Raw genomic sequence first — 26,565 nt, 5'->3', positions numbered from 1 at the left:
ATCGGCGATTCTGGTGCTGGTGTTCGGCGGGGTGGTCGCCGCCGGCCTGCCGCTGCTGGTGGGTGTGCTCGCGGTCGTGGGCTCACTGGGCGCGGTCGGAGTGATCGCGCACGTCACCGAGGTGAGCGTGTTCGCCGTCAACGTGGCCTCGCTGCTGGGGCTCGGCCTGGCCATCGACTACGGGCTGTTCGTCGTGACTCGCTTCCGGGAGGAACTCGCCGCGGGGGCCGCGGTCCCCGAGGCGGTGACCCGCACCCTGGCCACCGCCGGCCGCACCGTCGGATTCTCGGCGCTGCTGCTGGCCTGCGCCTTCGCCGGGACGTTCGTCTTCCCGCAGGCCGTGCTGCGATCACTGGGCTTCGGGGCCATCGCGGCGGTGCTGCTGGCCGCGGGGCTGTCGCTGACCGTTCTGCCGGCCGCGCTCACGCTGCTCGGTCACCGCGTCGGCGCCTGGAGCTGGCGCCGAGACGCCTTCGACCGCGGACAGCGGCGTGCCGAGCGATGGTGGGGCCGGGTGGTCGACGCCGTGGTGCGCCGGCCCGGAGTCGTGGCCGTCACCGTCGGCGGACTGCTGCTCGTACTCGCCACCCCGGTGCTGGGCGTCCGGCTCGGCGATGTCGACCACACGGCCCTGCCTGCGGGCAATGGCGTGCGCGCCGGCGTCGATGAACTCGCCACCCGTTTCCCGGAGGCCGGCAGCGGCGCGACCGTCCTGCTGCGCGGTGACGGCACCCCACCCGACTCCCGGCCCACCGCCGCCGCGATCCGCGCGCTCGGCGCGATCCCGGGTGTGCACGACGTGCAGCGACTCGCCACGGTGGACGACGCGATCGTGCTGCACGCCGCGCTGAACGACCCCGACCGCTCCCCCGCCGCCACCGAAACCGTCACGCGCATAAGGGAACTCGACCCACCCGACGGTGTCGACATCCAGGTGGGCGGCGACACCGCGGCCACCGTGGACAGCGTCGCGGCCATCACCTCCCGGATGCCGCTGATGATCGCGGTGATGGTGCTCGCCACGCTGATCCTGCTCGGCGCGGCGTTCCGCTCGGCGGTGCTGCCGGTCAAGGCGGTACTGCTGGCCTTCCTCAGCCTGGCGGCGACCTTCGGCGTCCTGACCTGGATCTTCTGCCGGGGCCATCTGGCCGATCTGCTGCACGTGAGCGTGGGACCGCTCTCGGCGGGAATGATGGTGCTGATCATCGCCGTCGTCTTCGGGCTCTCCACCGACTACGAGGTCTTCCTGCTCTCACGCATGGTCGAGGCGCGCCACGCCGGTTGCGACACCGTGTCCGCGGTCCGCACCGGCACGGTTCGCACCGCACGCGTGATCACCGCCGCCGCAACGCTTCTGGTGTTCATCACGGGTGCCTTCACACTCTCCCCGCTGACCCCGATGCGGTTCCTCGGTCTCGGCATGATCCTGGCGCTGATCATCGACGCCACGCTGGTTCGGATGCTGCTGGTGCCGGCGCTGGTGCGATTGATGGGCCCGCTGAACTGGTGGCCGATGCGGTCCGCCCGCGATCGTTACCCCGAAGGTAATGGACCTCGCGCACGCGTACGGGCAAGCTCGACATCATGATCGATACCGAAGGAACCCGGCTGTTCCACAGCACCATGCCGTTCACCGAGAAGCTCGGCGTCGAGGTGCTCGAGCACGGGCCGAAGCTGGTGCGCAGTCGGCTCGCGTGGGACGAGAGCCTGTGCACGCTGGGCGGCGCCCTGCACGGTGGGGTGCTGATGTCGCTGGCCGACGCCACCGGCGCGGTGTGCGCGTACCTGAATCTGCCGGAGGGCAAACAGGGCACCACGACCGTGGAGTCGAAGACGAACTTCCTGCGGGCGGTACGGTCCGGGTACGCGGTGGCCTCCTCGACGCCGCTGCACGCGGGGCGCAGTTTCATCGTGGTGGAGACCGAAATCCACGACGACGCCGGCAAACTCGTCGGCAAGGTCACCCAGACCCAAGCGGTGTTGTGAGCGCGAGCGCGCTCATCACACGCCGGGCCCGGCGCTGATCGCCATCCGCCCCACGGTGCGGCGGGTGGCGATCAGATCGACGACGGCATCCAGTTCGGTCCAGTCACGCACCTGCACGTGCGGCCGTAACACATTCTGCTCCAACAGCTTCCACAACTCCGCCCGATACCGCTCGATCAGTTGGGGTTCGGTCCGAGACAGCAGTCCCATCGAGAAACCGGTGACCGTTTTGAGTTCACCCAGCAGCGTGGAGGTGTCGACCGCGCCGCCGCCCGCACTGAAGGCGACCAGCGTGCCGTGTGCTCCCAGGCTGTCCACCCCGCGCTGCACCATTTCGCCGCCGACACCGTCGAGCACGATGTCGAAGGTCTCGGACCACGGACGGTCGTAGGTCAGCGCGGCATCGGCGCCGCACTCCCGCACGAAATCGAACTTGCCGGCCGATCCGACCGCGCCGACCACCCGGGTCGCTCCGGCCGCCCGGGCGAGCTGCAGCGCCAGATGTCCGGCCCCGGAGGCAGCGGCGGTGATCAGAACCGAGCTGCCCGCAACGGATTTCGCGGCCCGCACCACGCCCATCGCGACCAGGCCGCCACGCACCACGGCCAGGGCGTCGGCCGCCGGCACACCGGCCGGGATCTCGGTGACCATCGCCGGTGTGGCACAGACGTATTCGGCATACAACGAGGCGAACACCACACCGCCCACCCGGGTGCCGATCCACGTTTCCTCGAGGCCGGAGCCCACCGCGACCACCGTTCCGACCATCTCCCCACCGGGATTCGCCGCGGCGTCGGCCCGCAGCATCCGTACCAGTCCGACACTCACACCGGTCAACTCGGTGCGGACCAGCAATTGCCCAGGGCCGGGCGCGGGACGCTCGATCGCCACGATCCGGGCCTCGGCGATGCGATCCGCGGCGGGAGTGAACTGAATTGCGCGCACTGACAGCGTCTTTCGACCTGGGCGGCATGCGGCCGCGAACTGATACTCGGAGATGACTCGGCAGCTGTTACGGCAGCCTCATCGAATTCTTACTACCGACGTAAGATTAGGCAGCGGTCTCAACATACGTCAAGGCGAATTTTACGTCGGTGGTAACCTTCTTTCATGACCAGCGCACCCCCGGGACTGCGGGAGACCAAGAAGCAGCGGACCCGCCAGGAGATCTCCGACACCGCGACCAGGCTGTTCATCGAGCGCGGATTCGAGGCGACCACGATCGCCGAGATCGCCGAGGCCGCACGAGTGGCGAAGAAGACCGTCACCAACTACTTCCCCCGCAAGGAGGATCTGGCGCTGGACCATCACGAGCAGTTCGTCGGAGCTCTCGCCGCAGCGGTGACCGCCCGCGCCGCGAACGAATCGGCCCTCGACGCGCTACGGCGCCGGTTCCGTACCGCGGCACAGGATCACGCCGCCGACCTCGGCTTCTCGGGGCCGGAATTCAGCCGCATGCTCGCCGACAGCCCCACGCTCACCGCGCGGGTGCGCGAACTCCACGAGCTGCGCGAACAGGCCCTGGCCGAGGTACTGCCCGGTGACGATCTGCTGCGCCGCGCGGCCGCCGCCCAGTTCACGGCGGCCTGCCGCCTGCTGTTCCAGCGGATTCAGCAGCTACAACTGTCGGGCGCGTCGCGCCACCACGTCGCGGCCACCGTCACCGCCGAGGCCGAGCGGATCTTCGATCTGCTGGAACCGGCCTTCGGCGAGTACGGCCGCGCATCCGGGTGAACCCATCAGAGTGAACAAATCAGAGTGAACGCAGCCGCGGCACCAACTCCGCCGCACGTTCGGCGTATTCGACCGGATCCCGGTCGGGCATGATGTCGAATTGCGTAATCCCCAGTGCCGCATAGCGTTCGGCGTCGGCGACGAAGGCATCGGGATCGTTGACGACCGGGCCGATATAGGTGGCGGTCTTGCGGATCGCGTCGTAATCGCGTCCCTCCGCCGCGCAGTGCGCGCGCAGCACGTCGAGTTTGTGCGCGACATCCTCGGGCGAGGAAGCGAACAGATTGCACGCGTCGGCGTAGCGGGCGACCAGCAGCAGAGTCTTCTTCTCTCCGCCACCACCGATCAGGATCGGCGGCCGCGGACGGCTCAACGGCGCCGGTACACACAGTGTTTCGTCCAACCGGTAGTGCGTCCCCTGGTACGGGCCGTTGTCGTCGCTCCACATCTGCAGGCAGATCTGCAGGGTCTCCTCGAGTCGTTCGAAACGCTCCCCCATCGGCACCAGCGGCACACCCAGCCCGCGCTGCTCCCGCTCGTACCAGGAGGCGCCGATACCGAGCTGCGCCCGCCCGCCCGACAGCACATCCAGGGTGGTGACGATCTTGGCGAGCAGGCCGGGATACCGGTACATCACCCCGGTCACCAGTACCGCCAGGCGCATCCGCTCGGTCAGCGCGGCGACGTACCCCAGGGTCGTATAGGCCTCGAGCATCGACTCCTCGGCCACCCCGGTGTGTTCCATCTGGAAGTAGTGATCCATCACCGTGAATTCGGTGAAACCGCCTTCCTCGGCGATCCGCGCGGTCTCCGCGATGGCACCGGCGGTGCGCGCCGGATCGGCGGGAGTCGAGAAGTTCCAGTAGTGCAGACTCAGTTCCATGACGCCTCGATTCTGCGCAGCGGTGGACAGGTGTCGATACCCGCACCCAGCCTATCCATCGCCGCCGCGCCGACCGCCGACGACCGGTGCGGCCGGCGTGAATCCATTGCGGCCGTGGCCTATTCGAAATCGGCGCGATGGTCGCGGGCCCATTCCCGGAAGGTGCGGGCGGGGCGGCCGGTGATCCGCTCCACGTCCGGATGGATCACCGAGGTGAACGAATCCAGCGCGGTGGCCCGCAGCGCCATGATCGCATCGGCCATGACCTCGTCGACCCCGGCGCCGAGCAGGGCGGCATGCGCCTGCGCCGGTTCGGTGGACACATAGCGCAGCGGCCGCCCCAGAACCTCCGACAGAATCCCGGTCTGCTCCGCCGGCGTCAACGCCTGCGGCCCGCTCAGCGTATGGATACGGCCGTCGTGCCCCGCCTCGACCAGTGCGGCGACGGCGACCGCGGCGATATCCGCCGGATCGATCACCGCGATACGCCCGTGCCCGTAGGGCGCGTAGACCGTATCGTGCTCGCGGACCGTCGGTGCCCAGTGCAGAGCGTTCGACATGAAGCCCAAGGGGCGCAGGATCGTCCACGCGAGCCCGCTGCCGACAACCGCACGCTCACCGGCGCGATGCCAGGCCGGGATCGGATCGGTCGCCTCGGAATCGCCGGCGCGCCCCGAGGACAGCTTCACGACGCGCTCGGCCCCCGCCCGCGCGGCCGCGGTCACGATATTGCGGTCGTGTTCGGCGAGCTCGGGCCCGGACGACAGTAGAAATACCCGCGATACCCCGCGCAGGGCGCGCGACAACATGTCCGGCCGCCCGGGATCGCCGCCGATGACCTCCACCCCCGGTGGCAGTGCGGCGGCATCGGGGCGACGCGTCAGGGCGCGCACCGGTTCACCCGCGGCGAGCAGGTGATCGATCACGGCACGTCCGACGGTTCCGGTGGATCCGGTCACGAGAATCATGAGCACTCCATCTCCCGGTAAGGGGTCTCGACCGCGGGACTGCGGCCCGCGCTCGATCAGGGTCCGATCCGGGAGGCATATCCGGCCATCCAGCGCAGCGGCCGATGCGAAAACCGCCGCCTGGGCAGGGCGCCGCGCCGATTTCGTGCATCGAGGGGCATTCCGGCACGAATTCTCGCCATCGCCGGTGCCGCGCCCGCGGCGCTCGCTCGCACAACGTAACTCGTTCGATACTGGTTAATTGCCCGCTATCGAGCCCACTGGACTTATCCTGCCCACATGACAACCAGCAAAGAGGGAGTTTACGTGGGGCCATTGCACCAATTGGCCCGTGGCGCATGGCAATCATTGCTGGTCATCGGCCTGCTGTCGGTGATCGTCGGGATTATCGTGCTCGTCTGGCCCGGTCCGACGCTCGCCGTGGCCGGCATTCTGTTCGGCGTCTACCTGCTGATCTCCGGAATCCTGCAGTTGATCGCCGCCTTCGGCCCGCACGTCAGCACCGGCTACCGGGTGCTGACCCTCATCAGCGGCATCCTGTCGTTCATCCTCGCCTTCTTCGCCTTCCGCAGCATCGGCAACTCCCTGGTGCTGCTGGGCCTGTGGATCGGCATCAGCTGGCTGTTCCGCGGCATCGCCGCCATGGTCGCGGGAGCCGAGACGCCGCAAGGGGTTCCGGGTCGCGGCTGGTCGATCTTCTTCGGCATCCTGCTGTTGATCGGCGGTATCGCACTGGTGGTCTGGCCCATCCACTCGATCACCGTGCTGGCACTGGTCGTCGGCTGGTGGCTGATCTTCATGGGCGTGATGGAGATGATCTACGCCATCGAGGTCCGCAGCGTGGCCAAGAAGACTCCCGTCGACCTGTAATCGGCCGGCACACCCCTTCGCCCCGGGCGCGAATTCGCCTGGGGCGACGTCGTGCGCCTGCGAACCGGGCCTTTCCCCTGCTACCGTCGGGTCCCCTACAGGTTGCCCGCAAGGAGATTCACCATGGGTATCATCACGATGATCATCATCGGCCTCATCGCCGGTGCGATCGCTCGCCTCCTGGTTCCCGGTAAGGAGAACTTCGGCTGGATTCTGACCATCGTGCTGGGCATCGTCGGCGGTTACGTCGGCGGGACCCTGGGCAGTCTGGTCTTCGCGCCGCACAAGTTCAGCGTCCACCCGCCCGTCCAGCACACTTTCCTCGGCGCGATCGTCGGTGCCGTGATCATTCTGGTCATCTACAAGGCGATCCGCAGTCGCGCCTGAGCGCACGAACAACGGGCCCGGCTCCTGCTTCGGAGCCGGGCCCGTTGCCGTCCTGGGTCAGGGGCGGCAGACCGCCGACTGGTTGTGTCCGCCGATCTGCGAGAACAATCCACGCGGAAACAGGATGCCGTACAGCGAGATGTCGAGAGAGCACAGATACGCGGTGGCGTAGGTCCCGTCCCCGGAGAACTTGCCGACATCGGACAGGATTCCGGGCAGATCGATCGCGGCCTGATCCAATTTCGCGCCGTTGTTTATCAGCAGCGTCAGCGCGTCCCGGGTGGAGTTCTGCGCGGGGACCAGCTTCGGCTGCACCTGCGAGACCATCGCCACCAAACTATCGGTGGCACCGGCGATCTGCTCCGTCGAGGCCAGCAGCGACTGCCCCTGTTCGTAGAGGCCGCTGACCAGCGCGCGGGTCTGGGTGATCAGGGTTTCCAGTTCGTCGCTGCGCCGGGCCAGGCCCGACATCACTCCGGACAGGTTCGTGATGATGTCTTTCAGAATCGCGTCGCGCCGCTCGAAGTCGGTGGCCAGTGCGGCGGCCTGGGTGATGAAGGTGGACAACGACACCCCGTCGCCCTGCAGCGCCTGGATCAACGTCGTCGACAGGTCGTTCACCTGCTCCGGGAGCAGATTCTCGAACAGCGGCTGAAAACCGTTGAGGAAGGCCGAGATATCGAAGGAGGGTTCGGTGCGTTCCAGCGGGATCCGCCCACCGGCCGCGAGAAGGCGCGAATCCGGCGCGGTACCGGGCGCCAGCGCGAGATACCGCTGACCGATCAGGTTCTGATAGCGGACCAGCGCCTTGGTGTCGCTGTAGAGGTGCTGATCGCGCTGCACCTCGAAGGTCACCTTCGCCAGATGCTTGTTGGTCTGGGGGTTGACGTCGAAGCCGATCGCGGTGACCTTGCCGACCCGCACCCCGGCGATGCGCACGTCGTCGTTGGGCCGCAGCCCGAGCACATCGCTGAAGATCGCCGAATAACGGTCGGTAGGGCCGTTCACCGTGCGCGCCAGCGTATTCCAGATCACCACCGTGACCAGAACCGAGACGATGGCGAATGCGCCGAATCCGAGCGCCTGCTTGCGGATGCTCACCACGCCTCCTCGAACTTCCCCACGAAACCCGAAAACGCCGGCAATGATTGCGCTGACCGCAGGCACTGTAGCCGGAGGCGGCCGGTTGTGATCTATGCCACGCCGGTCGGGAACGACAACAGCCCGGCGCTGGTCGCGCCGGGCTGTTGTGCAGACGGTACGAGGGGACGTACCGGGGTATGGATCAGTCGATGATCGAGCCGTTGGAGGCCGCGCGCTGCTTCGCGGCGCGGGCCGCCTTCCGCTCGGCACGGATCTGTTCGAGTTCCTGCTCGAGGCTGTCCGCGATGCGGAACTGGCCGGTGTCGTAGGCGCTCAGCGGATCCGAGTCGTCGTCGGCGGCATCGGATTTCGGTGGCTTGCTCGCCTTGCCGTCGGCGACCGAATCCGCCGCATCGGTATCGGACCGGCGAGTCGAGGACTTCTTCGGGGTCCAGATGTCCGGCTCGACGATCGGATCGACCGTCTCCACCGTGCGCGCGGATTCGGTGGCCGGCGCCTCGGTGGTGGTGTCGCCGGCGCCGGGCAGCGCGGCCATCGGGGCCGGGCGGGTGTCGGGCGCGGACTGCCGGATGAAGCTGACGAAGGTCGGCATGCTGCGGCGGATCTGTTCGGCCGGGTCGGGCAGATCGCGGATCTGATCGGTGGCCTGGGTGATGGCCTGGCCGTAGCGCTGACTTGCCGCGTCGTGCACCAGCAGCGCCACACCGATCATCACCGGCGCCACCGCGTGCACGCCGACGTTGTACCAGTCGCCACTGCGCAGGTACGGGTAGGTGTTGAGGCCGACGGTCAGCGCCAGCAGGGCCAGTTCGGCGAGCGCGACCTGACGGCGGCTCTCCAGGATGCCCCATTCGGCGACCTTGTTGGTGCCGATCATGATGATGACCAGGCAGACGCTGATCATGCCTTCGAGCAGGTAGCTGAACCAGTACAGCGGATCGGTAGGGCCACCGGGGGCGATGTTGTGCTGCACGTTGACGGCCGACCACAGCATGCCGGCGATGACCACACCCGCGAGAGCACGCATCGACCAGGCGCGATGCCGATACAGCGACGCCACCTTGGCGTGCGGGCTGGATTCTCGTCTCTGCGCCGCAATTGCCTTGCGGGCCATCAACAGATCTCGCATATCGGCCTTCGCGATCGCTTCGGAGGTCTGCCTGGCGCGGTCGGACGTCGATGCCGCCGCCTGTACATTTTTCCAGCGCTGTTCGCGTTCCTGCTCGCGGATCTTCTCCGCGAGTTCACGTTCGGCCTGCAGCTCGTTCTCGGAGAGGGCCTCGGTCAGCGCCGGATCGAACTGGTACGCAAGCCGCCCGCGGGCCTTCTCGACCCGTCGCGCGAGCTGCCTGACCTCATCTTCTCCGGGGTGTTCGACGGTCAACTAGACCACCGCCCGGTGAGATACGGTGGCCGGCAAGTGTTCACGAAGTGGGAACGGCACATGCCATTCATAGTCGATGAACCGCCATCTGCGAAACTGCGGATTAGCCCCAATGCCAGACTTATTCGGCGTGTCGCGCGCGGCACGCCGATTGGGCGTGTCGCAATGGGCTGTGAGGCAGCGGGTTTCACCCCGTTCGGGGTGCGCGTGCGGGGGCTCAGGCGGCAGCGGCGCGCGCCAGCATCCGGCGCACCTCGTCCGGCTCCTCCACGTCGACGACGATCCGGCTGAATTCGGTGCCGGTCAGTTCGATCCGCACCCCACGGCCGTCGAAACGGGTATCCCAGAACTCCTTGCGGCCTTTGCCGCGGAAGACACCGGCCGCGATCACGCCCGGGAAGAAGGTGCCGGGCGCGCGCATCCACGGCGGCCGCAGATCGACCTCGGCGGGCGCGACGGCCACGATATGGGACAGATCGAAGCGCACCCGCTCGCACAGCGAGAGCAAACGATGGGTGCCACGGACATGGACGGTCACCGTCGTACCCGTGATCTCGATATCGACCATCGCACACCTCATCTCGCCGAGTGGGTCCTCGGGTTCCATGGTGCCGATCGGTCCTGATCGGAATCTGTGCCGATCCTTTGAAATCTCTCAGATTTACGAACCCGGTTACCGGCCGCGATCTGCGAGGATGCGCTGTTCGAGCCGTTGCGTCAGCGAGCGCACCCGCTCGTCGACGCTCAGCTTGTGATCCAGGGCCACGTTGACCGCGCCCCGCAGCAGGGCGTACGGCTCCCACCCCGCGGGCGCCACGGTGCGCGCGGACCGGCGTTCGATGGCACCGGCGATCACCTCGGCGGCCCGCCGCGCGGTGATGCGCTGATTCAGCGGCCAGGGCAGCAGCGCGCCGAATTCGGCGCCCAGCTCGTCCGCGTCCAGGGTGTCGTGGGTCATCGCCGTCTCCACCACGCCGAAATAGGCGATTCCGGCCGAGGCGCCCGTTCCGCCGAGTTCCACCCGCAGCGCGCGCCCGAGCTGTTCCACCCCGGCCTTGCTCACCATGTACGGCGAACCGCCCATTCCGGGCGCGAACGCGGCACACGAGGAGACCACGACGACGTGACCGTGCGCCGCGATGACGTCGTCGAGGGCAGGTTGGACGGTGTTGAAGGCGCCGGTGAGGTTGATCGCCAGCACCCGGTCGAACTCCTCGGGATCGAGCAGCCGCACGGTGGCCGGGCGCGGGACCACCCCGGCGTTGGCCACCACCACATCGATGCGCCCGAAGTTCTCCCGCACCTGTCCGACAGCCAGCCGCACCCCCTCCCGGTCGGCCACGTCGACGGTGATCGCGACCGCCCGGATGCCGAGCGCGGCCGCGCTCGCGCGCACGGCCTCGGCGTCGATATCGAACAGCGCGACGTAGGCGCCGCGGTCGTAGAGCAGCCGGGCCAGCTCGTAGCCGATGCCGGCGGCGCCGCCGGTGATCACCACGACCTTGTCGCGCACGTCGAGTCGCTCACCCCCGCCGAGCACCGGGGCCAGCAGCGTGCGCACCATATCGAACGGTCCTGTGATCATCGGATACTGCTCATCTCTGCGGTGGTCGGATCCGGTACGTGGCGCGACAGCAGGTAGGAGTCCGCGTCGAAACTCGCTACGCGGCGGCGGTATTCGAAACTCCAGTTCGGATACAGCCCGGCGTTCTCGCCCTTGTCGGTGGTGTAGTAGCTGTCGCAGCCGCCGCCCAGCCACACGGTATCGCGACTGCGCTGCCGCATCTCGTCGAGGAACCGGTCCTGCGCCGAGGCCCGGACCTCGACGCGGTCGACATCATTGTCGCGCAGGGTTTTCAGAGCGTCGACGATGTAGGCGATCTGCGATTCGATCATGAAGATCGCGGACTGGTTCCCGGCGGCGCCGAACGGACCGAGGGTCAGGAACATATTCGGGAAGCCCGCGATCGCCGCACCCAGATAACTACTGGGCCGGCGACGGTAGTGGTCGGCCACGGTCAGTCCGCCCACACCTTCGATCCGGTCGTAGAGTTTCGGTATCGCGCCGAACCCGGTGCCCCAGACGATGGTGTCGACCGGATGTTCCGCGCCGTCGGTGGTGACGATCGATCCGGGGCGGATCTCGGCGATGGATTCCGTCACCACGTCGACGTTGTCGCGGGTGAGGGCCGGATAGTACGCGTCGGAGAAGATCGCGCGCTTGCATCCGATCATGTAGTCCGGGGTCAGTTTCCGGCGCAGGGCCGGATCGCGGACCTGGCGGCGCAGTTGCATCCCCGACAACGCCTGGAACGGATGGCGGAAGCGACGGTCGACGAATCCGACCAGTCCGAAGCTCTCGATACCGGCGTAGTAGGCGCCCCGCAGCGCGGTGCCCAGCAGCGGCACCCGGCGCAGCAGTGCGCGCTCCACGCCGAGGGTGGACCGATCCAGGCGGGAGACGATCCACGGGGCGGAGCGCTGGAAGACCGTGAGCCGTCGCACCTTCGGCGCGATCTCGGGGATGAACTGCACCGCCGAGGCGCCGGTGCCGATCACGGCGACGCGCTCGCCGGTCAGATCGTGCTCGTGGTTCCAGTGCAGCGAGTGGAACTGGGTGCCGCGGAAGGTCTCGCGCCCCGGCATATTCGGAATCTTCGCCTCGCTGAACGGGCCGACCGCCGAGATCAGCACATCCGCGCTGAGCACGCCCCGGTCGGTGCGCACGAGCCACCGCCGCCGCGATTCGTCCCATTGCGCGCGCACCACATCGGTGCCGAAACGCATATGCCGCACCACATCGTGGCGCTCGGCGACATCGCGCAGATAACCCAGGATTTCGGGCTGTCGTCCGTAGGTGCGCGACCAGTCGGGATTCGGCGCGAAGGAATAGGAGTACAGGTGCGAGGGCACATCGCAGGCGCAGCCGGGATAGGTGTTGGCCTGCCAGGTGCCACCGAGATCGTCGGCCCGTTCGAGAATCAGGAAGTCCTCGAATCCGGCCGCGCGCAACGCCACCGCCAGGCCGATTCCGGCGACTCCGGCGCCGATCACCGCGATCGGCGTGTGTTCGGCGGGGGCGCTCTCGGATACTGCCATCGTCGAATTCCTTTCGGTGCGGGCGTCGTTGCCCGAAACAACCGGTCTCGTGCTCACAGGTCGAGTTCGAGAATGTCGCCCGCCGCGCGCGAGACGCAGGTGAGCATGGTGGTCTCGCGTTCGGCGGGACTCAGCCGGCGATCGCGATGGTCGACGGCGCCGGCGTGCACGGTCACCGCGCACGTGCCGCAGAATCCCTGCCGGCACGAATAGGCGACGTCGGGCAGGACCCGGCCGATGGCCGCCAGGGCCGACTCGTCGGCGGCCACGTCCACGGTGTGACCGCTGCGCCGCAGCCGGATCCGGAACGGCCGGCCCTGCTGCACCGGCAGCGGCGAGAAACGTTCGGTGTGGACCGAGACGGTCGGCTCGTGGGCGGCGTCGGTGTCCAGCGCGGCGGCCATCAGTGGCGGCGGACCGCAGACGTAGATCGCGGTCCCGCGCGGTACGTCGGCCAGAATCAGATCGAGGTCGGCGATCCCGAATTCGTCGTCGGGCCGGATCTCGAGCCGTCCGCCGCGATGGGCCGACAGCTCGTCGAGGAACGGCATCGTCGCCCGGCTGCGGCCGAGATAGACCAGCCGCCAATCGATTCCGCGCCGTTCCGCGTCGGCCACCATCGGCAGCAAGGGGGTGATACCGATGCCGCCGGCAACGAAGATGTAGTGCGGGGCGTCGATATAACCGAAGGCGTTGCGCGGCCCGCGCACGCGCAACCGGTCCCCCACCGCCACGTCGCGATGGATCTCGTCGGATCCGCCGCCGCCCTGGGGCAGATGGCGCACGGCGATGCGATAGCTCCCGCGATCGGCCGGGTCACCGTTGAGCGAATACTGCCGCTGGCGCCCGGAGGGCAGGAGCACGTCGATGTGCGCGCCCGGAACCCAGCGCGGCAACTGCCCGCCGTAGGGCGCGACCAGAGTCAGCACCACCACGTCTCCCGCCTGCGTCTCGCGCCGGGCGACGATCAGTTCGCGTTCGAAACCACTGCGCCGCACCGGGTTCGGCCGCGACAGCACCTCGATCGGCGGTTGCGTGGTGACGCCGCGGCGATACAGGTCGAACACGGCGCCGACCGCCCGCAGCGGCAGCGGCGGCCGATACTCCGGCCGGTCGGCGGCGACCGGGTACGCCACCGCCGTCATCGCCGGCCCTCGCGCGCCGCCGGCGACTGCGCGAGATACCGCAGCGCGTTGTCCATGCTTCCGAGCTGGGAAGGATGGAATCCGGGTCGCAGATATCTCGGAATCTCGGTCAGGAAGGTCGACATGCTCGGCACCACGCCACGGACGGAGGCACTGAGGAACTGCAACGGCCAGAACCGTCCCTTGCGGGGGTCGGGATCCTTGCCGAACAGATAGCCGCCGGCGACCACGAACAGCACCAGCAACGACGAGCTGGCCAGCACGGCCGTGCGGGCTTTGCGCAGATATCCGCCGTCGACGTGCATATACGCGTCGTAGACCACGCTGCGGTGTTCGACCTCCTCCGCGCCGTGCCAGCGAATCAGGTCCAGCATCGCCGGATGCATGTTCTTGGCCTCGAGCACGTCGTTGGTGAGCAGCCATTCGCCGATGACGGCGGTGTAGTGCTCCATCCCGGCGAACAGGCCCAGCCGCTCGCACAGCCACTCGTGTTTGGCGCGGCCGGTCAGGCCGTGATCGCCGAGTATCCGATCGACCAGCCAGGCCACCGTCTCCACCATCGGGGCCACGTCGAGCCCGAGCGACTCCAGGTGACGACGTGCCTGCGCGTGCGAGGTGGCGTGCTGATTCTCCTGGCCGATGAAGCCCTGCACCTCTTCGCGCAGCCGCTCGTCGTCGATATAGGCCAGCGCCTCGGCCAGGGCCGCGGCCATCGCGCGTTCCCCCTCCGGGAGAACCAGGTGCATCACATTGATGATGTGGGTCGCCATGACCTCGCCCGGAATGTAGTGCATCGGGACGGAGTCGAAATCGAATCGCACATCACGGGCCCTGATCGCGTGGGCTTGGTCGTCGTAGACCGAGGTGTTCATGGCGCGTCCTTGCAGGTGGTCGAAGCGATGCTCCGACCGTAATGTTGACATCACTGGATGTCAACAGCGGTCGATGTCAACAAAACGCCTCGTCACCGTCCCCCGGTAGCATCACGGCCATGGCCGATTCGCCGCACATTCCGAAAACGGGCAGCCGCCCCTGGCGTGGGCGCGAACCGGCCGATCGCATCGCCGCACGTCGCGAACGGCTGCTGCAGGCCGGTTACGAGCTCATGGCCGGCGCCGGCGCGGCCGAGACCTCGATGCGCGGAGTATGCCGACAGGCCGGGCTCACCGAACGTTATTTCTACGAGAGTTTCGCCAATCTCGACGATTTGATGACCACCGTCCTCGAGAACACCGTCGAACAGTGCCGGGATCGACTGCTCGCCGCACTGGCCGACGCCCCCGAGGACCGGGATCTGCTGTTCGGTCACGTGGTGCGCGCGTTCACCGACTTCCTCACCGAGGACCCCCGGCGCGGGCGCATCCTGTTCGTCGAATCGATCGCGACCCCGGCACTGACCCGGCGCGGCAGCGAACTGGTCGCGGTGATCACCGGGCCGATCGCCTCGGTGATCGCCGCCGACGACACCGACACCCCGGCCCCCGACGAGACCGACGCGACGCTCAACGCGATGGCCATCTTCGGCGCGCTCGCCTATTGCTACCGCCCGTATCTGATCGGCGACATCACCATCGACCGGGAGCGGTTCGACAACCACGCCGCCGCGATCATCCGGCAGCTCAGCACCGTGCGCTCGGCGCCGGTCCTGCGCTGAGCACCCGCACCCGACGCCGTCCCGCACACCGGTCCGGCACTGCCCGAAACAGTGCCGGACCTTGCCTCGCCCACCCTTCCGTAGTACCGTCCAGACACGTGTCCATCACGGATGGATCCGGAAATGCGGAAGGATTTCTCATGACGTTGGTCAAGCCGCGGCAGGTCTCCGGGGGCGAGCACGAGCACGGCCACCTCGAAGAGTTCCGCACCGATCCGATCGCCCTGATGCGGCGGGTGCGCTCCGAGTGCGGCGATGTGGGCTCGTTCCGGCTGGCCGACAAGGACGTCATCCTGCTCTCCGGCGCCGAGGCGAACGAATTCTTCTTCCGCGCGGCCGACGAGGATCTCGACCAGGGCGCCGCCTACCCGTTCATGAAGCCGATCTTCGGTGACGGCGTGGTCTTCGACGCCAGCCCCGAGCGCCGCAAGGAGATGCTGCACAACCAGGCGCTGCGCGGTGACTTCATGCGCGGGCACGCCGAAACCATCGCGCACGAGGTGCACCGCATCCTCAAGGGCTGGGGCGACGAGGGCGAAATCGACCTGCTCGAGTTCTTCGCCGAGCTGACCATCTACACCTCCTCGGCCTGTCTGATCGGCAAGAAGTTCCGGGAGGAACTCGACGAGCGGTTCGCGCACCTGTACCACGAACTCGAACGCGGCACCGACGCGCTGTGCTACGTCGACCCCTATGCGCCGATCGAGAGTTTCCGCCGCCGCGACGAGGCGCGCGCGAAGCTGGTCGAACTGGTCCAGGAGATCATGAACGGCCGCATCGCGAATCCGCCGCAGGGCAAAGAGGATCGCGACATGCTCGACGTGCTGGTCTCCATCCGCGACGAACAGGGCGAGTTGCGGTTCTCCGCCAGCGAGATCACCGGCATCTTCATCTCGATGATGTTCGCCGGCCACCACACCACCTCCGGCACCGCGGCCTGGACGACCATCGAACTGCTGCGCAATCCCGAGGTGCTGGCCGGGGTCGTCGGCGAACTCGACGAGCTCTACGCCGACGGCCAGGACGTGAGTTTCCATGCGCTGCGCCAGATTCCGCAGCTCGAGGCGACGTTGAAGGAGACGCTGCGGCTGCATCCGCCGCTGATCATCCTGATGCGCGTCGCGCGCGGCGAATTCGAGGTGTGCGGGCACAGCATCGCACCGGGCGATCTGGTCGCGACCACGCCGGCGGTTTCCAACCGGATCGCGGAGGACTTCCCCGAGCCCGACCGCTTCGATCCGGGCCGCTACGTCGATCCCAACCAGGCGGATCTGGTGAACCGGTGGACCTGGATCCCGTTCGGCGCCGGACGGCATCGCTGTGTCGGTCAGGCGTTCGCCCTCATGCAGTTGAAGGCGATCTTCTCGATCCTGTTGCGGGACTGGGAATTCGAGATGGCGCAGCCCTCCGACAGCTACCGCAACGACCACTCCAAGATGGTGGTGCAGTTGCAGCAGCCGTGCACCGTCCGGTACCGGCGGCGCGGGTGAGCACCGGACTGCCGGGAACGGTGGTCGCCGTCACCGGCGGCGCACGGGGTATCGGCTATTCGATCGCCGAACACCTGCGCGACGCCGGTGCGCGGGTGGCGCTCGGTGATATCGATGCGGCCGCCGTCGCCGAGGCCGGATCGCGGCTCGGCGCCGCGGCCGCCCTGGCGCTCGACGTGACCGACCCGGGATCGTTCGCGGACTTCCTCGCGACGGTCGAGACCGAGGCCGGCCCCGTCGACGTCCTGATCAACAATGCCGGCATCATGCCGGTCGGCCGCTTCACCGACGAATCCGACACCATCACCCGCCGCATCCTCGAGGTCAATGTCCTCGGTGTCATGAACGGCACCAAAGCCGCACTGCCACAGATGCTTTCGCGCGGGCACGGCCATATCGTGAATATCGCGTCGCTGGCCGGGGAGAATCCCACGCCCGGCATGGCGACCTACTGTGCGAGTAAACAGGCCGTCCTCGGCTTCACCGAGGCCATGCGGCTGGAATGCCGCGGCAGTGGAGTGCACTTCTCGGCAGTGTTACCGACCTTCACCCGCACCGAACTGATCGCCGGAACCAAGGCGCCCATGGGCCTGCTGGCCGAACCCGAGGATGTCGCCCGGGCGGTGGTGCGGCTGATCGCGCGCCCGCGGCGACGGGTCTCGGTCACCCGGCTGGCCGGGGTGGCGATGGCGTTCGACAAACTCACGCCGCGCGCATTCGGTGAATTCACCGCCCGCCGCATGGGAGTGCACCGAATATTCACCGACGAGGTCGATCGAGCCGCCCGCGCGGACTACGACCGGCGGGTCGGCAACACGCCGAAAGGCTGAAACCGCAAAATTCCGGCTCGCGCCGGATATGTTCGAATCGGCGTACGACCTGGTCATCGCCTGGAAATAGGCGAATATTCCGGCGTGCGCCGGTCGACGTCTTTTGAGAGCCGCACCAACGGGTACCCAGTCTGGGTCGGATTCAGTTGGAAGCGAGGTATCTCGAATGACACATGAACCGATCGCCCGTCGTGCCGAAACCGCCGCACGCCACGGTGCCAACAGTTATGACAACATCGAACCCTGGTTCGAGAAACTGGCCGCTCTGGATCATGCCGATCCGCATCGGGAGTCGGTCCGAGCGGAAATCATCGAACTCTGCCTGCCGCTGGCCGAGCATATCGCCCGGAAATTCTCCGGCCGCGGCGAGACGTTCGACGATCTGCACCAGGTGGCGAGGCTCGGTCTCGTCCTGGCAGTCGATCGATTCGATCCGGCACGGGGGAATTCATTTCTCTCCTTCGCCGTGCCGACGGTGATGGGCGAGGTTCGCCGTCACTTCCGCGACTACACCTGGTCGACCCGGGTACCGCGCGCAGTCAAGGAATTGTGGCTGCGCATCGGTCCGACGACCGAACATCTGGCTCACGAACTCGGACGCATGCCCACGGCCCGCGAACTGTCCGACGCCCTCGACGTCGACGGTCCGCAGGTGGTGCAGGCCATGATCGCCGGCAACGCCTACCAGCCGAACTCCATCGACGCCGTCGTCGACACCGACGACGGCGCGATCATGGACAAGCTCGGCGCCGAGGAACAGTGCTACCAACTGACCGAGGACGCGATGGCGGTGCGGCCGCTCATCGATGCGCTGCCCACCCGCGAACGCAGAATTCTGATCATGCGCTTCTTCGAATCCAAGACGCAGAATCAGATCGCCGAGAAACTGCAGATCTCCCAGATGCACGTCTCCCGCATTCTGTCGCGCACGCTGAAAAGTCTTCGGCAGCAGGCGCTCTGCGAGCCGCAGCCGACCTAGGGATCGAACCGTCCATCCACACGACCGAAAGGTGTAGTCATGCCCAAGGAATGGTCTGCCAAAGAAGAACGCCAATACGAACATGTGAAGTCCTCGGCTCGGAAACGGGGTGCGAGCAAAGGCCGTGCAGAGGAAATCGGCGCACGCACGGTCAACAAGAATCGCGCGCAGGCGGGCAAAACTCGTACCGCGAGCCGCAGTTCCACCAACGATATGTCTCCGCAGCGCCGCGGCGGCCAGCGGTCCGGCAAGGGGTCACAGGGCCCGACCCGTGATCAGCTCTACAACGAAGCGCGCCAACGCAATATCAAGGGCCGCTCCAAGATGACCAAGAAACAACTCGCCAGCGCGCTGGGCCGGTAATACCGAGGATCACGAATCCCCGGTGCGAATCCGATTCTCGCGCACGACGTTCGAATGGAGAAGGGGTGCCCGGCCGATACGGCCGGGCACCCCTTTCTTCGGGTTACTCTCCTCACGTCGCCGTCAGGAGCCGCCCTTGCCTTGGTAGGCCTGCTGCCGCTTCTCCTCCACACCGGCTTCCGCGCGGTGCTTCTCGGCCTCGGCCTCCTTCTGGGCGGCCTCGCGCTGCGATTCGGCGCGGCTCTGCTGGGCCTTGCCCTCCTCGCGCAGGTCGTCCTTTCCGAATACCTGGCCGGCGGCTTCCTTGGCCTTACCCTTCGCGCCTTCCACGACGCCTTCGAGGCCTTCGCGGCCTCCGCCCTTCTCGTGCTCCGACAAGGGATTCACCTCCAACGCGTCGAAATCACTGACATCGGGCGCGATACCCGGCCACCCCGGCACGAAACGCCCTCCGACCGCTATTTCGGGCCGCTGTGGGCGTCCTCACCGCGTCCGGCCACCGCGTCTGCGCTCCCGCCACGGGTGGGCGAACCAGGTCAGGCCAAACAGCACCGCGAAGCACACACCGATGACGATGGCGGCGACCGCACCGGCCACCGTGTCGAAGATCAGCACCGCGACTCCGGTGAGCGCGATGCCGAGCAGCGCCAGCCCGACCAGCGCGAACGTGTGGGCGGTGCGCACCACGCTGCCGAGGCGATGCTGACGGAACAGGATGCGGTGGGCGGCGACCGGCGCGATCAGGAAGACCGTCGCCGCGATCGAGGCGGCCACCACCGCCAGATACAGACCGCGCATCGGCGTGGACATCACGGTGAACCTGGCCTGGAACGGCAGCGTCAGCAGGAAGCCGGTCAGCAGCTGCACACCCGTCTGCACCACCCGCAATTCCTGAATCAGGCTGGTCAGATTGCGGTCCAGCTGTTCGGTTTCCGTCTCACCACCACGGACCTCGCGGTCCCATTCCCGATCGCGGTCTTCCCGGCCGCCGGCGGACTGCGCCTGCTCCATCCGACAACCCTATCCGTTCGTTCCGAGTGATCAATACTTTCGGCCATAATGGTGTCATGCACACCGTCGAGGCGCCCGAGGTCCGCACCTGGAACTTCCCCCGCGGGATCGCCAGCGTCGCGGTGATGATCGAATTCGCCGCCGAACACGGGGTGGACCGGGCGCGGCTGCTCACCGGATCCGGTATCGGGCCGGCCGCACTCACCGATCCCGGGGCCCAGATCCCGGCCGAGGCCGAACTGGCGGTGGTACGCAATCTGGTCGCCGAACTCGGCGAGATCCCCGCGCTCGGCGTCGAGGTCGGGCGGCGGTACCGGCTGAGCACCTTCGGCATCTTCGGCTTCGCCTGCGTCACCAGCCCCACTCTGCGCGAAGCGATTTCGCTGGCGATGCGGTACTACCGCCTCGGATTCGCCTTCTGCACACCGATCGTCGAGTACCGGCGCGACGATGTGATCGCCTGGATTCACCACGAGCTCATCCCGCCCGATGTGCAGACCTTCCTGGTGGAACGCGACATCGTCGCCATGCATCGGGTGATGGCCGATCTGCTCGGCCACGACTTCTCCTTCGCCCGGATGGAATTCGGTTACGACGAACCCCCCTACGCCGACCGGCTCGAGGCCGTGCTCGGCGCGCGGCCGCGCTTCGGGCGCGCGCACACCATGTTCACCGTCGCACCGGAGATCCTGGCCCAGCCGCTGCCGCAGGCGAATCAGCAGACCTGGGCGGTCTGTATCGCCCAGTGCCGGGATCTGGTGCAACGCCGCAGCGCACGTACCGGTATCGCGGCCGAGGTCCGGGAACGACTGCTGCCCGGCAGCGGCGCGACCGGTATCACCACCCCGCCGCCGATCGAGGCCGTGGCCCGGGAGCTCAACATGAGCGTGCGGACGCTGCGCCGCCGCCTCACCGAGGCCGGGACCAGTTATCGGGCGCTGCTCGACGAGGTGCGCCGCGCGCTCGCCCAGGAGATGCTCTCGGGGACGCCCCTGACCATCGACGACATCGCCATCCGGCTCGGCTACGCGGAGGCGACGCCGTTCATCCACGCCTTCAAGCGCTGGACCGGAACCACGCCGGCCGCCTACCGGCGTGACCGGAACTATTGATTTTCTGGCCGTCGATCTCTGCGTCCGCCCCCTGATCTGCCCATACGGTACGGGAGGACGATCGGCACCAGGAAAGGGCGCGGCGATGGGGTTCGACTACGACGTGGTAGTCATCGGGTCGGGATTCGGGGGCAGTGTCAGCGCGCTGCGCCTGACCGAGAAGGGCTACCGGGTCGGCGTCCTCGAGGCCGGCCGCCGCTTCGCCGACGACGAGTTCGCGAAGAACTCCTGGCGCGCGCGGCAATTCCTGTGGGCGCCACGCCTGGGATGTTTCGGCATCCAGCGCCTGACCCTGTTGAAGGACACCTTCATCATGAGCGGCGCCGGTGTCGGCGGCGGCTCCCTCGTCTACGCGAACACCCTGTACGAACCGCCCGCGAAATTCTTCGCCGACCCGCAGTGGGCCCACATCACCGACTGGGACGCCGAACTGGCGCCGCACTACGACCAGGCCAAACGCATGCTCGGCGTCACCACGAATCCGGCGACCACGGCCTCGGACCGGGTGCTACGCGAGGTGGCCGAAGAACTGGGCGTGGGAGCGTCGTTCCGGCACACCCCCGTGGGAGTCCTGTTCGGCGGCAACGGCACTCGCGCCGGACAGGAGGTGCCCGACCCCTACTTCGGCGGTGTCGGACCGTCCCGGCGCACCTGCACCCACTGCGGCGAATGTATGACCGGATGCCGCCACAACGCCAAGAACACGCTGGTGAAGAACTACCTGTATCTCGCCGAGAAGGCCGGAGCCACCGTGCATCCGCACACCACCGTGGTGGATGTGGTGCCGCTGCCGTCGGGTGGGTACCGTGTCGCCACCGTTCGCACCGGGCGCTGGATTCGCAAGGCACGCCGCAGCTTCACCGCCGACCAGGTGATCTTCGCCGCCGCCGCGCTCGGCACCCAGCGGCTGCTGCACCGGCTGCGCGATCGCGGCTCGCTACCGCACATCTCCGCGCGCCTGGGCTATCTGTCGCGCACGAATTCCGAAGAGTTGCTGTCGATCCGGAGCCGGCGCGCCGATACCGACTTCACCAAGGGCGTGGCCATCACCTCCTCGATCCATCCCGACGGCGACACCCACATCGAACCGGTGCGCTACGGCAAGGGCAGCAATGTGCTGTCGCTGATGACGACCGTGATGTACGACGAGGACGGCAGCACCTCGCGTACCCGGCTGTGGTTGCGGGAGAACTGGCGGCGCCGCCGCGATCTGGCGAAGGTGCACAATCCGCGCCACTGGTCGGAGCGGATGATCGGGCTGCTGGTGATGCAGTCGGTGGACAACTCGCTCACCACCTACACCGAACGCGGGCTGTTCGGCCGCCGGATGACGACGAAACAGGGTGAGGGACAACCGAATCCGACCTCGATTCCGGCCGGGCACGAGGTGGCCCACCGCGTGGCCGACAAGATCGACGGCATCGCGACCGCCGGTTTCACCAGCCTGTTCGGCATCCCGATGACCGGACATTTCATCGGCGGCTGCGTGATCGGCGATTCCCCGGAGACCGGCGTCGTGGACCCCTATCAGCGCATGTACGGCCATCCGGGCCTGCACATCGTCGACGGCTCGGCGATTTCGGCGAATCTGGGCGTCAATCCGTCGCTGACCATCACCGCACAGGCCGAACGGGCGCTGGCGCTGTGGCCCAACAAGGGTGAGCCGGATCGGCGTCCGGCCCTGGGCGCACCCTACCGGCGGCTGGCCCCGGTCTCCCCCACGGCGCCGATGGTTCCCGCCGACGCCCCCGGTGCGCTGCGGTTGCCGATCGTCGACATCACCTAGTTGCCCCGATCCGTCGGCACCACCGCTTCCGACGGTAGCTCCGGCGCGAGCGGTCCGAGCCGCAGCGACGCCTCCAGCAGCATCGCGTGCACGAACGCCTGGGGCAGATTGCCGCGCAACTGCCGCTGCCGGACGTCGAATTCCTCGGCGAACAGGCCCGGTGTCCCGCACGAGGCGCGATTGCGCTCGAAGAAGCGCATCGCGGTCACCGGGCGGTCGAGCTGGGCGGCCGCCATCGCCATGGTGAAGCCGCACAGCAGGAACGCGCCTTCACTCATCTCGAGCGGACGATCGTCGTGACGGTAGCGGTAGACGCAGTAGTCGGTGGTCAGATCCCGCTGGATCGCGAAGAAGGTGGCCGCGTAGCGCGGGTCGTCGGCCGGTATCGCACCGCGGATCAGCGGCAGGAGCAGCGCGGCATCCACACCCGGCTGATCGGGAGCCCGCTGCCAGCGGCCGGTCGGATGCAGTCCGGTGCGGGCGGCCTCGGCCACCAGCGTATCGGCCAGCGAACTGCAGTAGGCGGTGTCGGCGCCGGTGTCGGCACAAGCCGCGACCGCGCGTAGCCCGGCCGCGCAGATCAGCCGGGAATGGGTCCACAGCCGGTCCTCGATCTCCCAGATCCCCGCGTCCGGGCGGTGATGGTTGTCCGCGATCGCCGACACCGCGATATCGACCGCGCGGCGGTGATCGCTGCCGAGCCGGTCGTGGTGAGCGGCCGCGGCGAACAACAGCAACGCCTCGCCGAAGATGTCGAGCTGGAACTGCCCGCGGACCCGGTTCCCGATGACGGGCCGCGCGCCCGGATATCCGGGAAGCTCGATCTCGCGCACCCGCGGCACACTCTTCCCGTCGATGGTGTAGGCGGGCGCCAGCGTGGGACCGTCGTCGAGCAGGCGGGCGGCCGTGAAACCGACCGCGGCGTCGAGCAACGGGTGGGGGCCGCCGATCGCGATCGCCTGCCCGGCCAGGCATTGGTCGCGGATCCAGACATAGCGATAGTCGTAGTTCTCACCCCGGTCGGCGCGTTCGGGCAGGCTGGTGGTGGGGGCCGCCACCATGCCGCCGGTATCGGCGGTCATCCCGCGCAGGACCGCGAACGCGTGGGCGCTGTCGCGCGGCGCGGCCGTGGCACCGAAATCCGGCCGATCGCGCCGCCAGGCGTTTTCGGTTGCCTCCCAATAGGTTTCGGGGTCCGGTAGATCATCGGGCAGGGTGCGATCGGACAGTTCCAGGATCAGATCGTGGTAGCCGCCCGCGGGCACCGACAGGTGAGTCGTCCATCCCCGGCCGGAACCGTCCTCGTCGATCTCGGCGCCGGGCGCACCGGTCCAGCGCATCCGCAGCCCGCCCGCGCGAGCCGTCCACACCCCCTCCGCGCGGCGCGGATGGTGTATCGGCGCGGTGCCGAACCGCGCGACCGGCCGCAATTCCACATCGACCTCGGCATCCTCCTGTACCGCCACGACGCGCCGCATCAGCACCGCCCGATGCCGATCGCCCGGAAAGGCCAATGCTTCCCGGCATTCGATCACCGCACCTCCGGACAGCCACCGCGACCGCCAGATCAGCGTGCCGTCCTCGTAGTAGCCACCCCAGACGAACGGCCCCGACGGCGTGACGGCATACATGCCGGAACCGCCCAGCAGGCTCGCGAAGACCGCGTCTCCGTCCCAGCGCGGCAGGCACATCCACGAGATATCGCCGCGCGGACCGACCAGGGCGCCGCGCTGACCGTCCGCGATGAACGAGTACTCCCGCAGGACATGGGGGGCGGCAGCGGAATTCGCGATCACCGCATTCGCCTTTCCGGATCCTCCTCAAGCCTTGTGCTGAGCGGCGGAGCGGGCTGGGTTGCCCTGCGCGGCCGCCTTCGGATCCTTCTCGTCCTGTTTCGCCCGGACTCCGGATTCCACCCGGTCGCCGAGATCCTTGTCGACATTGCGCCAGTATTCGAAGGCGCGCGCCAGGACCGGCTCGGACACCCCGTTGAGCAGATGGCCGACGATATTGTCCACCAACCGTTCTCGCGCCGCGTCGTCGAGTACCTGGCGCACGAGAGTGCCCGCTTGGCCCCAATCGTCGTCGTCGCGGCGCAGTGTGTAGGCCTCGCGCACCATTTCGCCGTCGGTGTACCAGCCGGCGGTCGGACCGGCCCGGCCGGGTTCGGCGTGCGGACCGCCCTTGGAATTCGGCACGTAGACCGGGTCGCCCGGATTGTGGTGCCGCATGTGGCCGTCCTTGGTGTAGGAATGCGACGGCGACTTCGGCGCGTTGACCGGCAATTCCTTGTAGTTCGCGCCGATCCGGTAGCGGTGGGCGTCCGGATACGAGAACCACCGGCCCAGCAGCATCTTGTCCGGGCTCGGTCCCGTGCCCGGCACCGCGCTGCTCGGCTCGAAGGCGGCCTGTTCGATCTCGGTGTGATAGTCGGACGGATTGCGGTTCAACGTCATCCGGCCGACCTCGTAGAGCGGATAGTCGCCGTGCGGCCACACCTTGGTCAGATCGAACGGGTTGAACCGATAGGACTTTGCCGCCTCGAACGGCATGATCTGCATCTTCAGCGTCCAGCTCGGATAGTCGCCGCGTTCGATCGCCTCCCACAGATCCCGGGTGTGATAGTCGGTATCCATCGAGGCCATCTGATCGCCCTCGTCCTGGGTGAAGAACTCGACACCCTGGTCGGTGAGGAAATGGTATTTGACCCAGTGCTTCTCGCCCTCGGCGTTGACCCACATGTAGGTGTGGCTGGAGTAGCCGTTCATGTGACGCCATGTGCGCGGGATACCGCGATCGCCCATCAGCCAGGTGACCTGGTGCGCCGACTCCGGCGACAGCGTCCAGAAATCCCACTGCATGTCGTGGTCGCGTAAGTTGTTGTCCGCCCGGCGTTTCTGCGATCGGATGAAGTCCTGGAACTTCATCGGATCGCGGACGAAGAAGATCGGCGTGTTGTTGCCGACCAAGTCGAAATTGCCGTCCTCGGTGTAGAACTTCAACGCGAATCCACGCGGATCACGCCAGGTGTCCGGGCTGCCCCGTTCACCGGCCACGGTGGAGAACCGCGCCAGCATCTCCGTTTTCGCCCCGGGCTGGAAGACCTTCGCGCAGGTATAGGCACTCATATCCTGCGTGGTCTCGAAGACCCCGAACGCGCCGCCGCCCTTGGCGTGCGGCTGACGCTCGGGGACGCGTTCGCGGTTGAACGCCGCCATCTTCTCGATCAGATACGCGTCGTTGAGCAGGATCGGGCCGTCAGGGCCTATCGTCAGCGAATCTTCGTCGCTTGCCACGGGAATTCCGGCGTCGTCGGTGGTGAAACCGCCGGCGCGAGTCTTCTCGACCATCTCTCTCCTCTCCCGGACCGGATCGGTGCGGTGGTCACGCTCCGCGGCGGACCCGCGGTTCTCCCGCGATCAGTGCCCCTGTCGCTGATGCGGCTCCCACTGGTCGCGAGCCTGCGTCCGCTTGCTCTCGAGCGCGATCCACGCCACGCCGCTGATCAGGCATACCGCGCACACCACACCGGCCACGATCGCCCATCCGCCGAAGCCGTATCCGGCCGCGGTCAGCGCGAGCGCCAGCGCGACGAAACTCAAGGCACACAGCACGATGCCCGGAATGTTGTACGTGTCCTCGATTCCCTCACCGGCATGCTTGCGCGGCGCTCGCAGCACCCGCCGCCGCTGCGCCTGCTCCTGCGATGTACTTCCACGCGTCATCCGCGGGTCCGTCATCATGGCACCTCCGTTTCCCGGTGTCGGCCGCACAGGGCAC

The 26,565-nt window shown here is 67.6% G+C and carries 27 protein-coding genes; 12 read left to right on the top strand and 15 right to left on the bottom strand.

Annotation, left to right across the window (positions count from 1 at the left end; genetic code table 11):
- Both RJ03_RS23540 and RJ03_RS23535 read left to right on the top strand, forming a co-directional pair.
- The coding region (locus tag RJ03_RS23540) for an MMPL family transporter (RefSeq protein WP_036505767.1) at positions 1–1,588 on the top strand (1,588 nt) is incomplete at its 5' end.
- Positions 1,585–1,986: a PaaI family thioesterase gene (locus RJ03_RS23535; protein ID WP_036505766.1), complete on the top strand. Its 402-nt coding sequence runs from the start codon at positions 1,585–1,587 to the stop codon at positions 1,984–1,986. The genes RJ03_RS23540 and RJ03_RS23535, both read left to right, overlap by 4 nt.
- 15 nt (positions 1,987–2,001) lie before the next feature.
- On the opposite strand, the gene RJ03_RS23530 is transcribed toward RJ03_RS23535, so the two are convergent.
- Positions 2,002–2,931 carry a quinone oxidoreductase family protein gene (locus tag RJ03_RS23530; RefSeq protein ID WP_051025163.1) on the bottom strand — a complete coding sequence of 310 codons (930 nt, stop codon included), beginning with the start codon at positions 2,929–2,931 and terminating at the stop codon, positions 2,002–2,004.
- 165 nt (positions 2,932–3,096) lie between these two features.
- Between RJ03_RS23530 and RJ03_RS23525 the strand changes: the two genes are divergently transcribed.
- Complete coding sequence (locus RJ03_RS23525; RefSeq protein ID WP_036505765.1) at positions 3,097–3,720, top strand: TetR/AcrR family transcriptional regulator; 624 nt, start codon at positions 3,097–3,099, stop codon at positions 3,718–3,720.
- Between the two features lie 19 nt (positions 3,721–3,739).
- Here the strand turns inward: RJ03_RS23525 and RJ03_RS23520 are convergent, their stop codons facing one another.
- Together RJ03_RS23520 and RJ03_RS23515 are read right to left on the bottom strand one after the other, a co-directional pair.
- Positions 3,740–4,603 (bottom strand): LLM class F420-dependent oxidoreductase, encoded by an 864-nt coding sequence (locus RJ03_RS23520; RefSeq protein WP_036505764.1) that lies wholly within the window; start codon positions 4,601–4,603, stop codon positions 3,740–3,742.
- Positions 4,604–4,722: 119 nt separating this feature from the next.
- Positions 4,723–5,571 carry an NAD(P)H-binding protein gene (locus RJ03_RS23515; protein ID WP_036505763.1) on the bottom strand — a complete coding sequence of 283 codons (849 nt, stop codon included), beginning with the start codon at positions 5,569–5,571 and terminating at the stop codon, positions 4,723–4,725.
- Between the two features lie 279 nt (positions 5,572–5,850).
- Here RJ03_RS23515 and RJ03_RS23510 point away from each other — a divergent pair, with 279 nt between their 5' ends.
- Both RJ03_RS23510 and RJ03_RS23505 read left to right on the top strand, forming a co-directional pair.
- Positions 5,851–6,441 (top strand): HdeD family acid-resistance protein, encoded by a 591-nt coding sequence (locus RJ03_RS23510; protein ID WP_036505762.1) that lies wholly within the window; start codon positions 5,851–5,853, stop codon positions 6,439–6,441.
- A gap of 123 nt (positions 6,442–6,564) precedes the next feature.
- Entirely contained in the window at positions 6,565–6,828 is a 264-nt protein-coding gene (locus RJ03_RS23505; RefSeq protein WP_036505761.1) for a GlsB/YeaQ/YmgE family stress response membrane protein, read from the top strand.
- Between the two features lie 57 nt (positions 6,829–6,885).
- Here RJ03_RS23505 and RJ03_RS23500 read toward each other — a convergent pair whose 3' ends face one another.
- The 7 genes from RJ03_RS23500 to RJ03_RS23470 form a co-directional block, all read right to left on the bottom strand.
- A complete protein-coding gene (locus tag RJ03_RS23500; protein WP_036505780.1) occupies positions 6,886–7,929 on the bottom strand; it encodes an MCE family protein in 1,044 nt (347 codons plus the stop codon).
- A 184-nt stretch (positions 7,930–8,113) separates the two neighbouring features.
- Positions 8,114–9,316 (bottom strand): hypothetical protein, encoded by a 1,203-nt coding sequence (locus RJ03_RS23495; RefSeq protein ID WP_036505760.1) that lies wholly within the window; start codon positions 9,314–9,316, stop codon positions 8,114–8,116.
- A 217-nt stretch (positions 9,317–9,533) separates the two neighbouring features.
- Entirely contained in the window at positions 9,534–9,884 is a 351-nt protein-coding gene (locus RJ03_RS23490; RefSeq protein WP_036505779.1) for a hypothetical protein, read from the bottom strand.
- Between the two features lie 105 nt (positions 9,885–9,989).
- Positions 9,990–10,901 carry a short-chain dehydrogenase/reductase gene (locus RJ03_RS23485; RefSeq protein ID WP_036505759.1) on the bottom strand — a complete coding sequence of 304 codons (912 nt, stop codon included), beginning with the start codon at positions 10,899–10,901 and terminating at the stop codon, positions 9,990–9,992.
- On the bottom strand, positions 10,898–12,415 hold the full coding sequence (locus RJ03_RS23480) for a flavin-containing monooxygenase (protein WP_051025161.1): 1,518 nt from the start codon (positions 12,413–12,415) through the stop codon (positions 10,898–10,900). Before RJ03_RS23480 ends, RJ03_RS23485 begins: the two co-directional genes overlap by 4 nt.
- 53 nt (positions 12,416–12,468) lie before the next feature.
- Complete coding sequence (locus RJ03_RS23475; RefSeq protein WP_051025159.1) at positions 12,469–13,560, bottom strand: PDR/VanB family oxidoreductase; 1,092 nt, start codon at positions 13,558–13,560, stop codon at positions 12,469–12,471.
- A complete protein-coding gene (locus RJ03_RS23470) occupies positions 13,557–14,432 on the bottom strand; it encodes a metal-dependent hydrolase (protein ID WP_051025156.1) in 876 nt (291 codons plus the stop codon). Before RJ03_RS23470 ends, RJ03_RS23475 begins: the two co-directional genes overlap by 4 nt.
- 119 nt (positions 14,433–14,551) lie before the next feature.
- On the opposite strand from RJ03_RS23470, the gene RJ03_RS23465 reads away from it, so the two are divergent.
- From RJ03_RS23465 to RJ03_RS23445, 5 genes are all read left to right on the top strand, one after another.
- Positions 14,552–15,214, top strand: coding sequence for a TetR/AcrR family transcriptional regulator (locus tag RJ03_RS23465; RefSeq protein WP_036505758.1), 663 nt, complete (start codon positions 14,552–14,554; stop codon positions 15,212–15,214).
- A 140-nt stretch (positions 15,215–15,354) separates the two neighbouring features.
- Positions 15,355–16,704, top strand: coding sequence for a lanosterol 14-alpha demethylase (gene cyp51 / locus RJ03_RS23460; RefSeq protein ID WP_036505757.1), 1,350 nt, complete (start codon positions 15,355–15,357; stop codon positions 16,702–16,704).
- Positions 16,701–17,534, top strand: a complete 834-nt coding sequence (locus tag RJ03_RS23455; protein WP_036505775.1) for an SDR family oxidoreductase — start codon at positions 16,701–16,703, stop codon at positions 17,532–17,534. The genes cyp51 and RJ03_RS23455 overlap by 4 nt, the downstream gene beginning before the upstream one ends.
- A 166-nt stretch (positions 17,535–17,700) precedes the next feature.
- Positions 17,701–18,513, top strand: coding sequence for an RNA polymerase sigma factor SigF (locus tag RJ03_RS23450; protein WP_036505756.1), 813 nt, complete (start codon positions 17,701–17,703; stop codon positions 18,511–18,513).
- Between the two features lie 39 nt (positions 18,514–18,552).
- Complete coding sequence (locus tag RJ03_RS23445) at positions 18,553–18,876, top strand: hypothetical protein (protein WP_030515621.1); 324 nt, start codon at positions 18,553–18,555, stop codon at positions 18,874–18,876.
- A 123-nt stretch (positions 18,877–18,999) separates the two neighbouring features.
- Here RJ03_RS23445 and mbp1 read toward each other — a convergent pair whose 3' ends face one another.
- Positions 19,000–19,254, bottom strand: a complete 255-nt coding sequence (gene mbp1, locus RJ03_RS23440) for a microaggregate-binding protein 1 (protein ID WP_036505774.1) — start codon at positions 19,252–19,254, stop codon at positions 19,000–19,002.
- Positions 19,255–19,359: 105 nt separating this feature from the next.
- Positions 19,360–19,887, bottom strand: a complete 528-nt coding sequence (locus RJ03_RS23435) for a DUF6328 family protein (RefSeq protein WP_036505755.1) — start codon at positions 19,885–19,887, stop codon at positions 19,360–19,362.
- 56 nt (positions 19,888–19,943) lie between these two features.
- Between RJ03_RS23435 and RJ03_RS23430 the strand changes: the two genes are divergently transcribed.
- Both RJ03_RS23430 and RJ03_RS23425 read left to right on the top strand, forming a co-directional pair.
- Positions 19,944–20,999 carry an AraC family transcriptional regulator gene (locus tag RJ03_RS23430; protein ID WP_036505754.1) on the top strand — a complete coding sequence of 352 codons (1,056 nt, stop codon included), beginning with the start codon at positions 19,944–19,946 and terminating at the stop codon, positions 20,997–20,999.
- A gap of 85 nt (positions 21,000–21,084) precedes the next feature.
- Positions 21,085–22,785 (top strand): FAD-dependent oxidoreductase, encoded by a 1,701-nt coding sequence (locus RJ03_RS23425; RefSeq protein ID WP_036505753.1) that lies wholly within the window; start codon positions 21,085–21,087, stop codon positions 22,783–22,785.
- On the opposite strand, the gene RJ03_RS23420 is transcribed toward RJ03_RS23425, so the two are convergent.
- The 3 genes from RJ03_RS23420 to RJ03_RS23410 form a co-directional block, all read right to left on the bottom strand.
- On the bottom strand, positions 22,782–24,581 hold the full coding sequence (locus RJ03_RS23420; RefSeq protein WP_051025154.1) for a glycoside hydrolase family 15 protein: 1,800 nt from the start codon (positions 24,579–24,581) through the stop codon (positions 22,782–22,784). The two genes, RJ03_RS23425 and RJ03_RS23420, sit on opposite strands and share 4 nt — an antisense overlap.
- Positions 24,582–24,605: 24 nt before the next feature.
- A complete protein-coding gene (locus RJ03_RS23415; RefSeq protein WP_036505752.1) occupies positions 24,606–26,135 on the bottom strand; it encodes a catalase in 1,530 nt (509 codons plus the stop codon).
- Positions 26,136–26,204: 69 nt separating this feature from the next.
- Positions 26,205–26,528, bottom strand: a complete 324-nt coding sequence (locus RJ03_RS23410) for a hypothetical protein (protein WP_232329290.1) — start codon at positions 26,526–26,528, stop codon at positions 26,205–26,207.
- Positions 26,529–26,565: the final 37 nt, after the last annotated feature.

Origin of the sequence: Nocardia aobensis NBRC 100429 (assembly GCF_000308375.1) — a bacterium.
GTDB lineage: Bacteria > Actinomycetota > Actinomycetes > Mycobacteriales > Mycobacteriaceae > Nocardia > Nocardia aobensis.
Note: the sequence above shows the minus strand (reverse complement) of the source record. Positions and strands in the feature narration are given on the sequence as shown.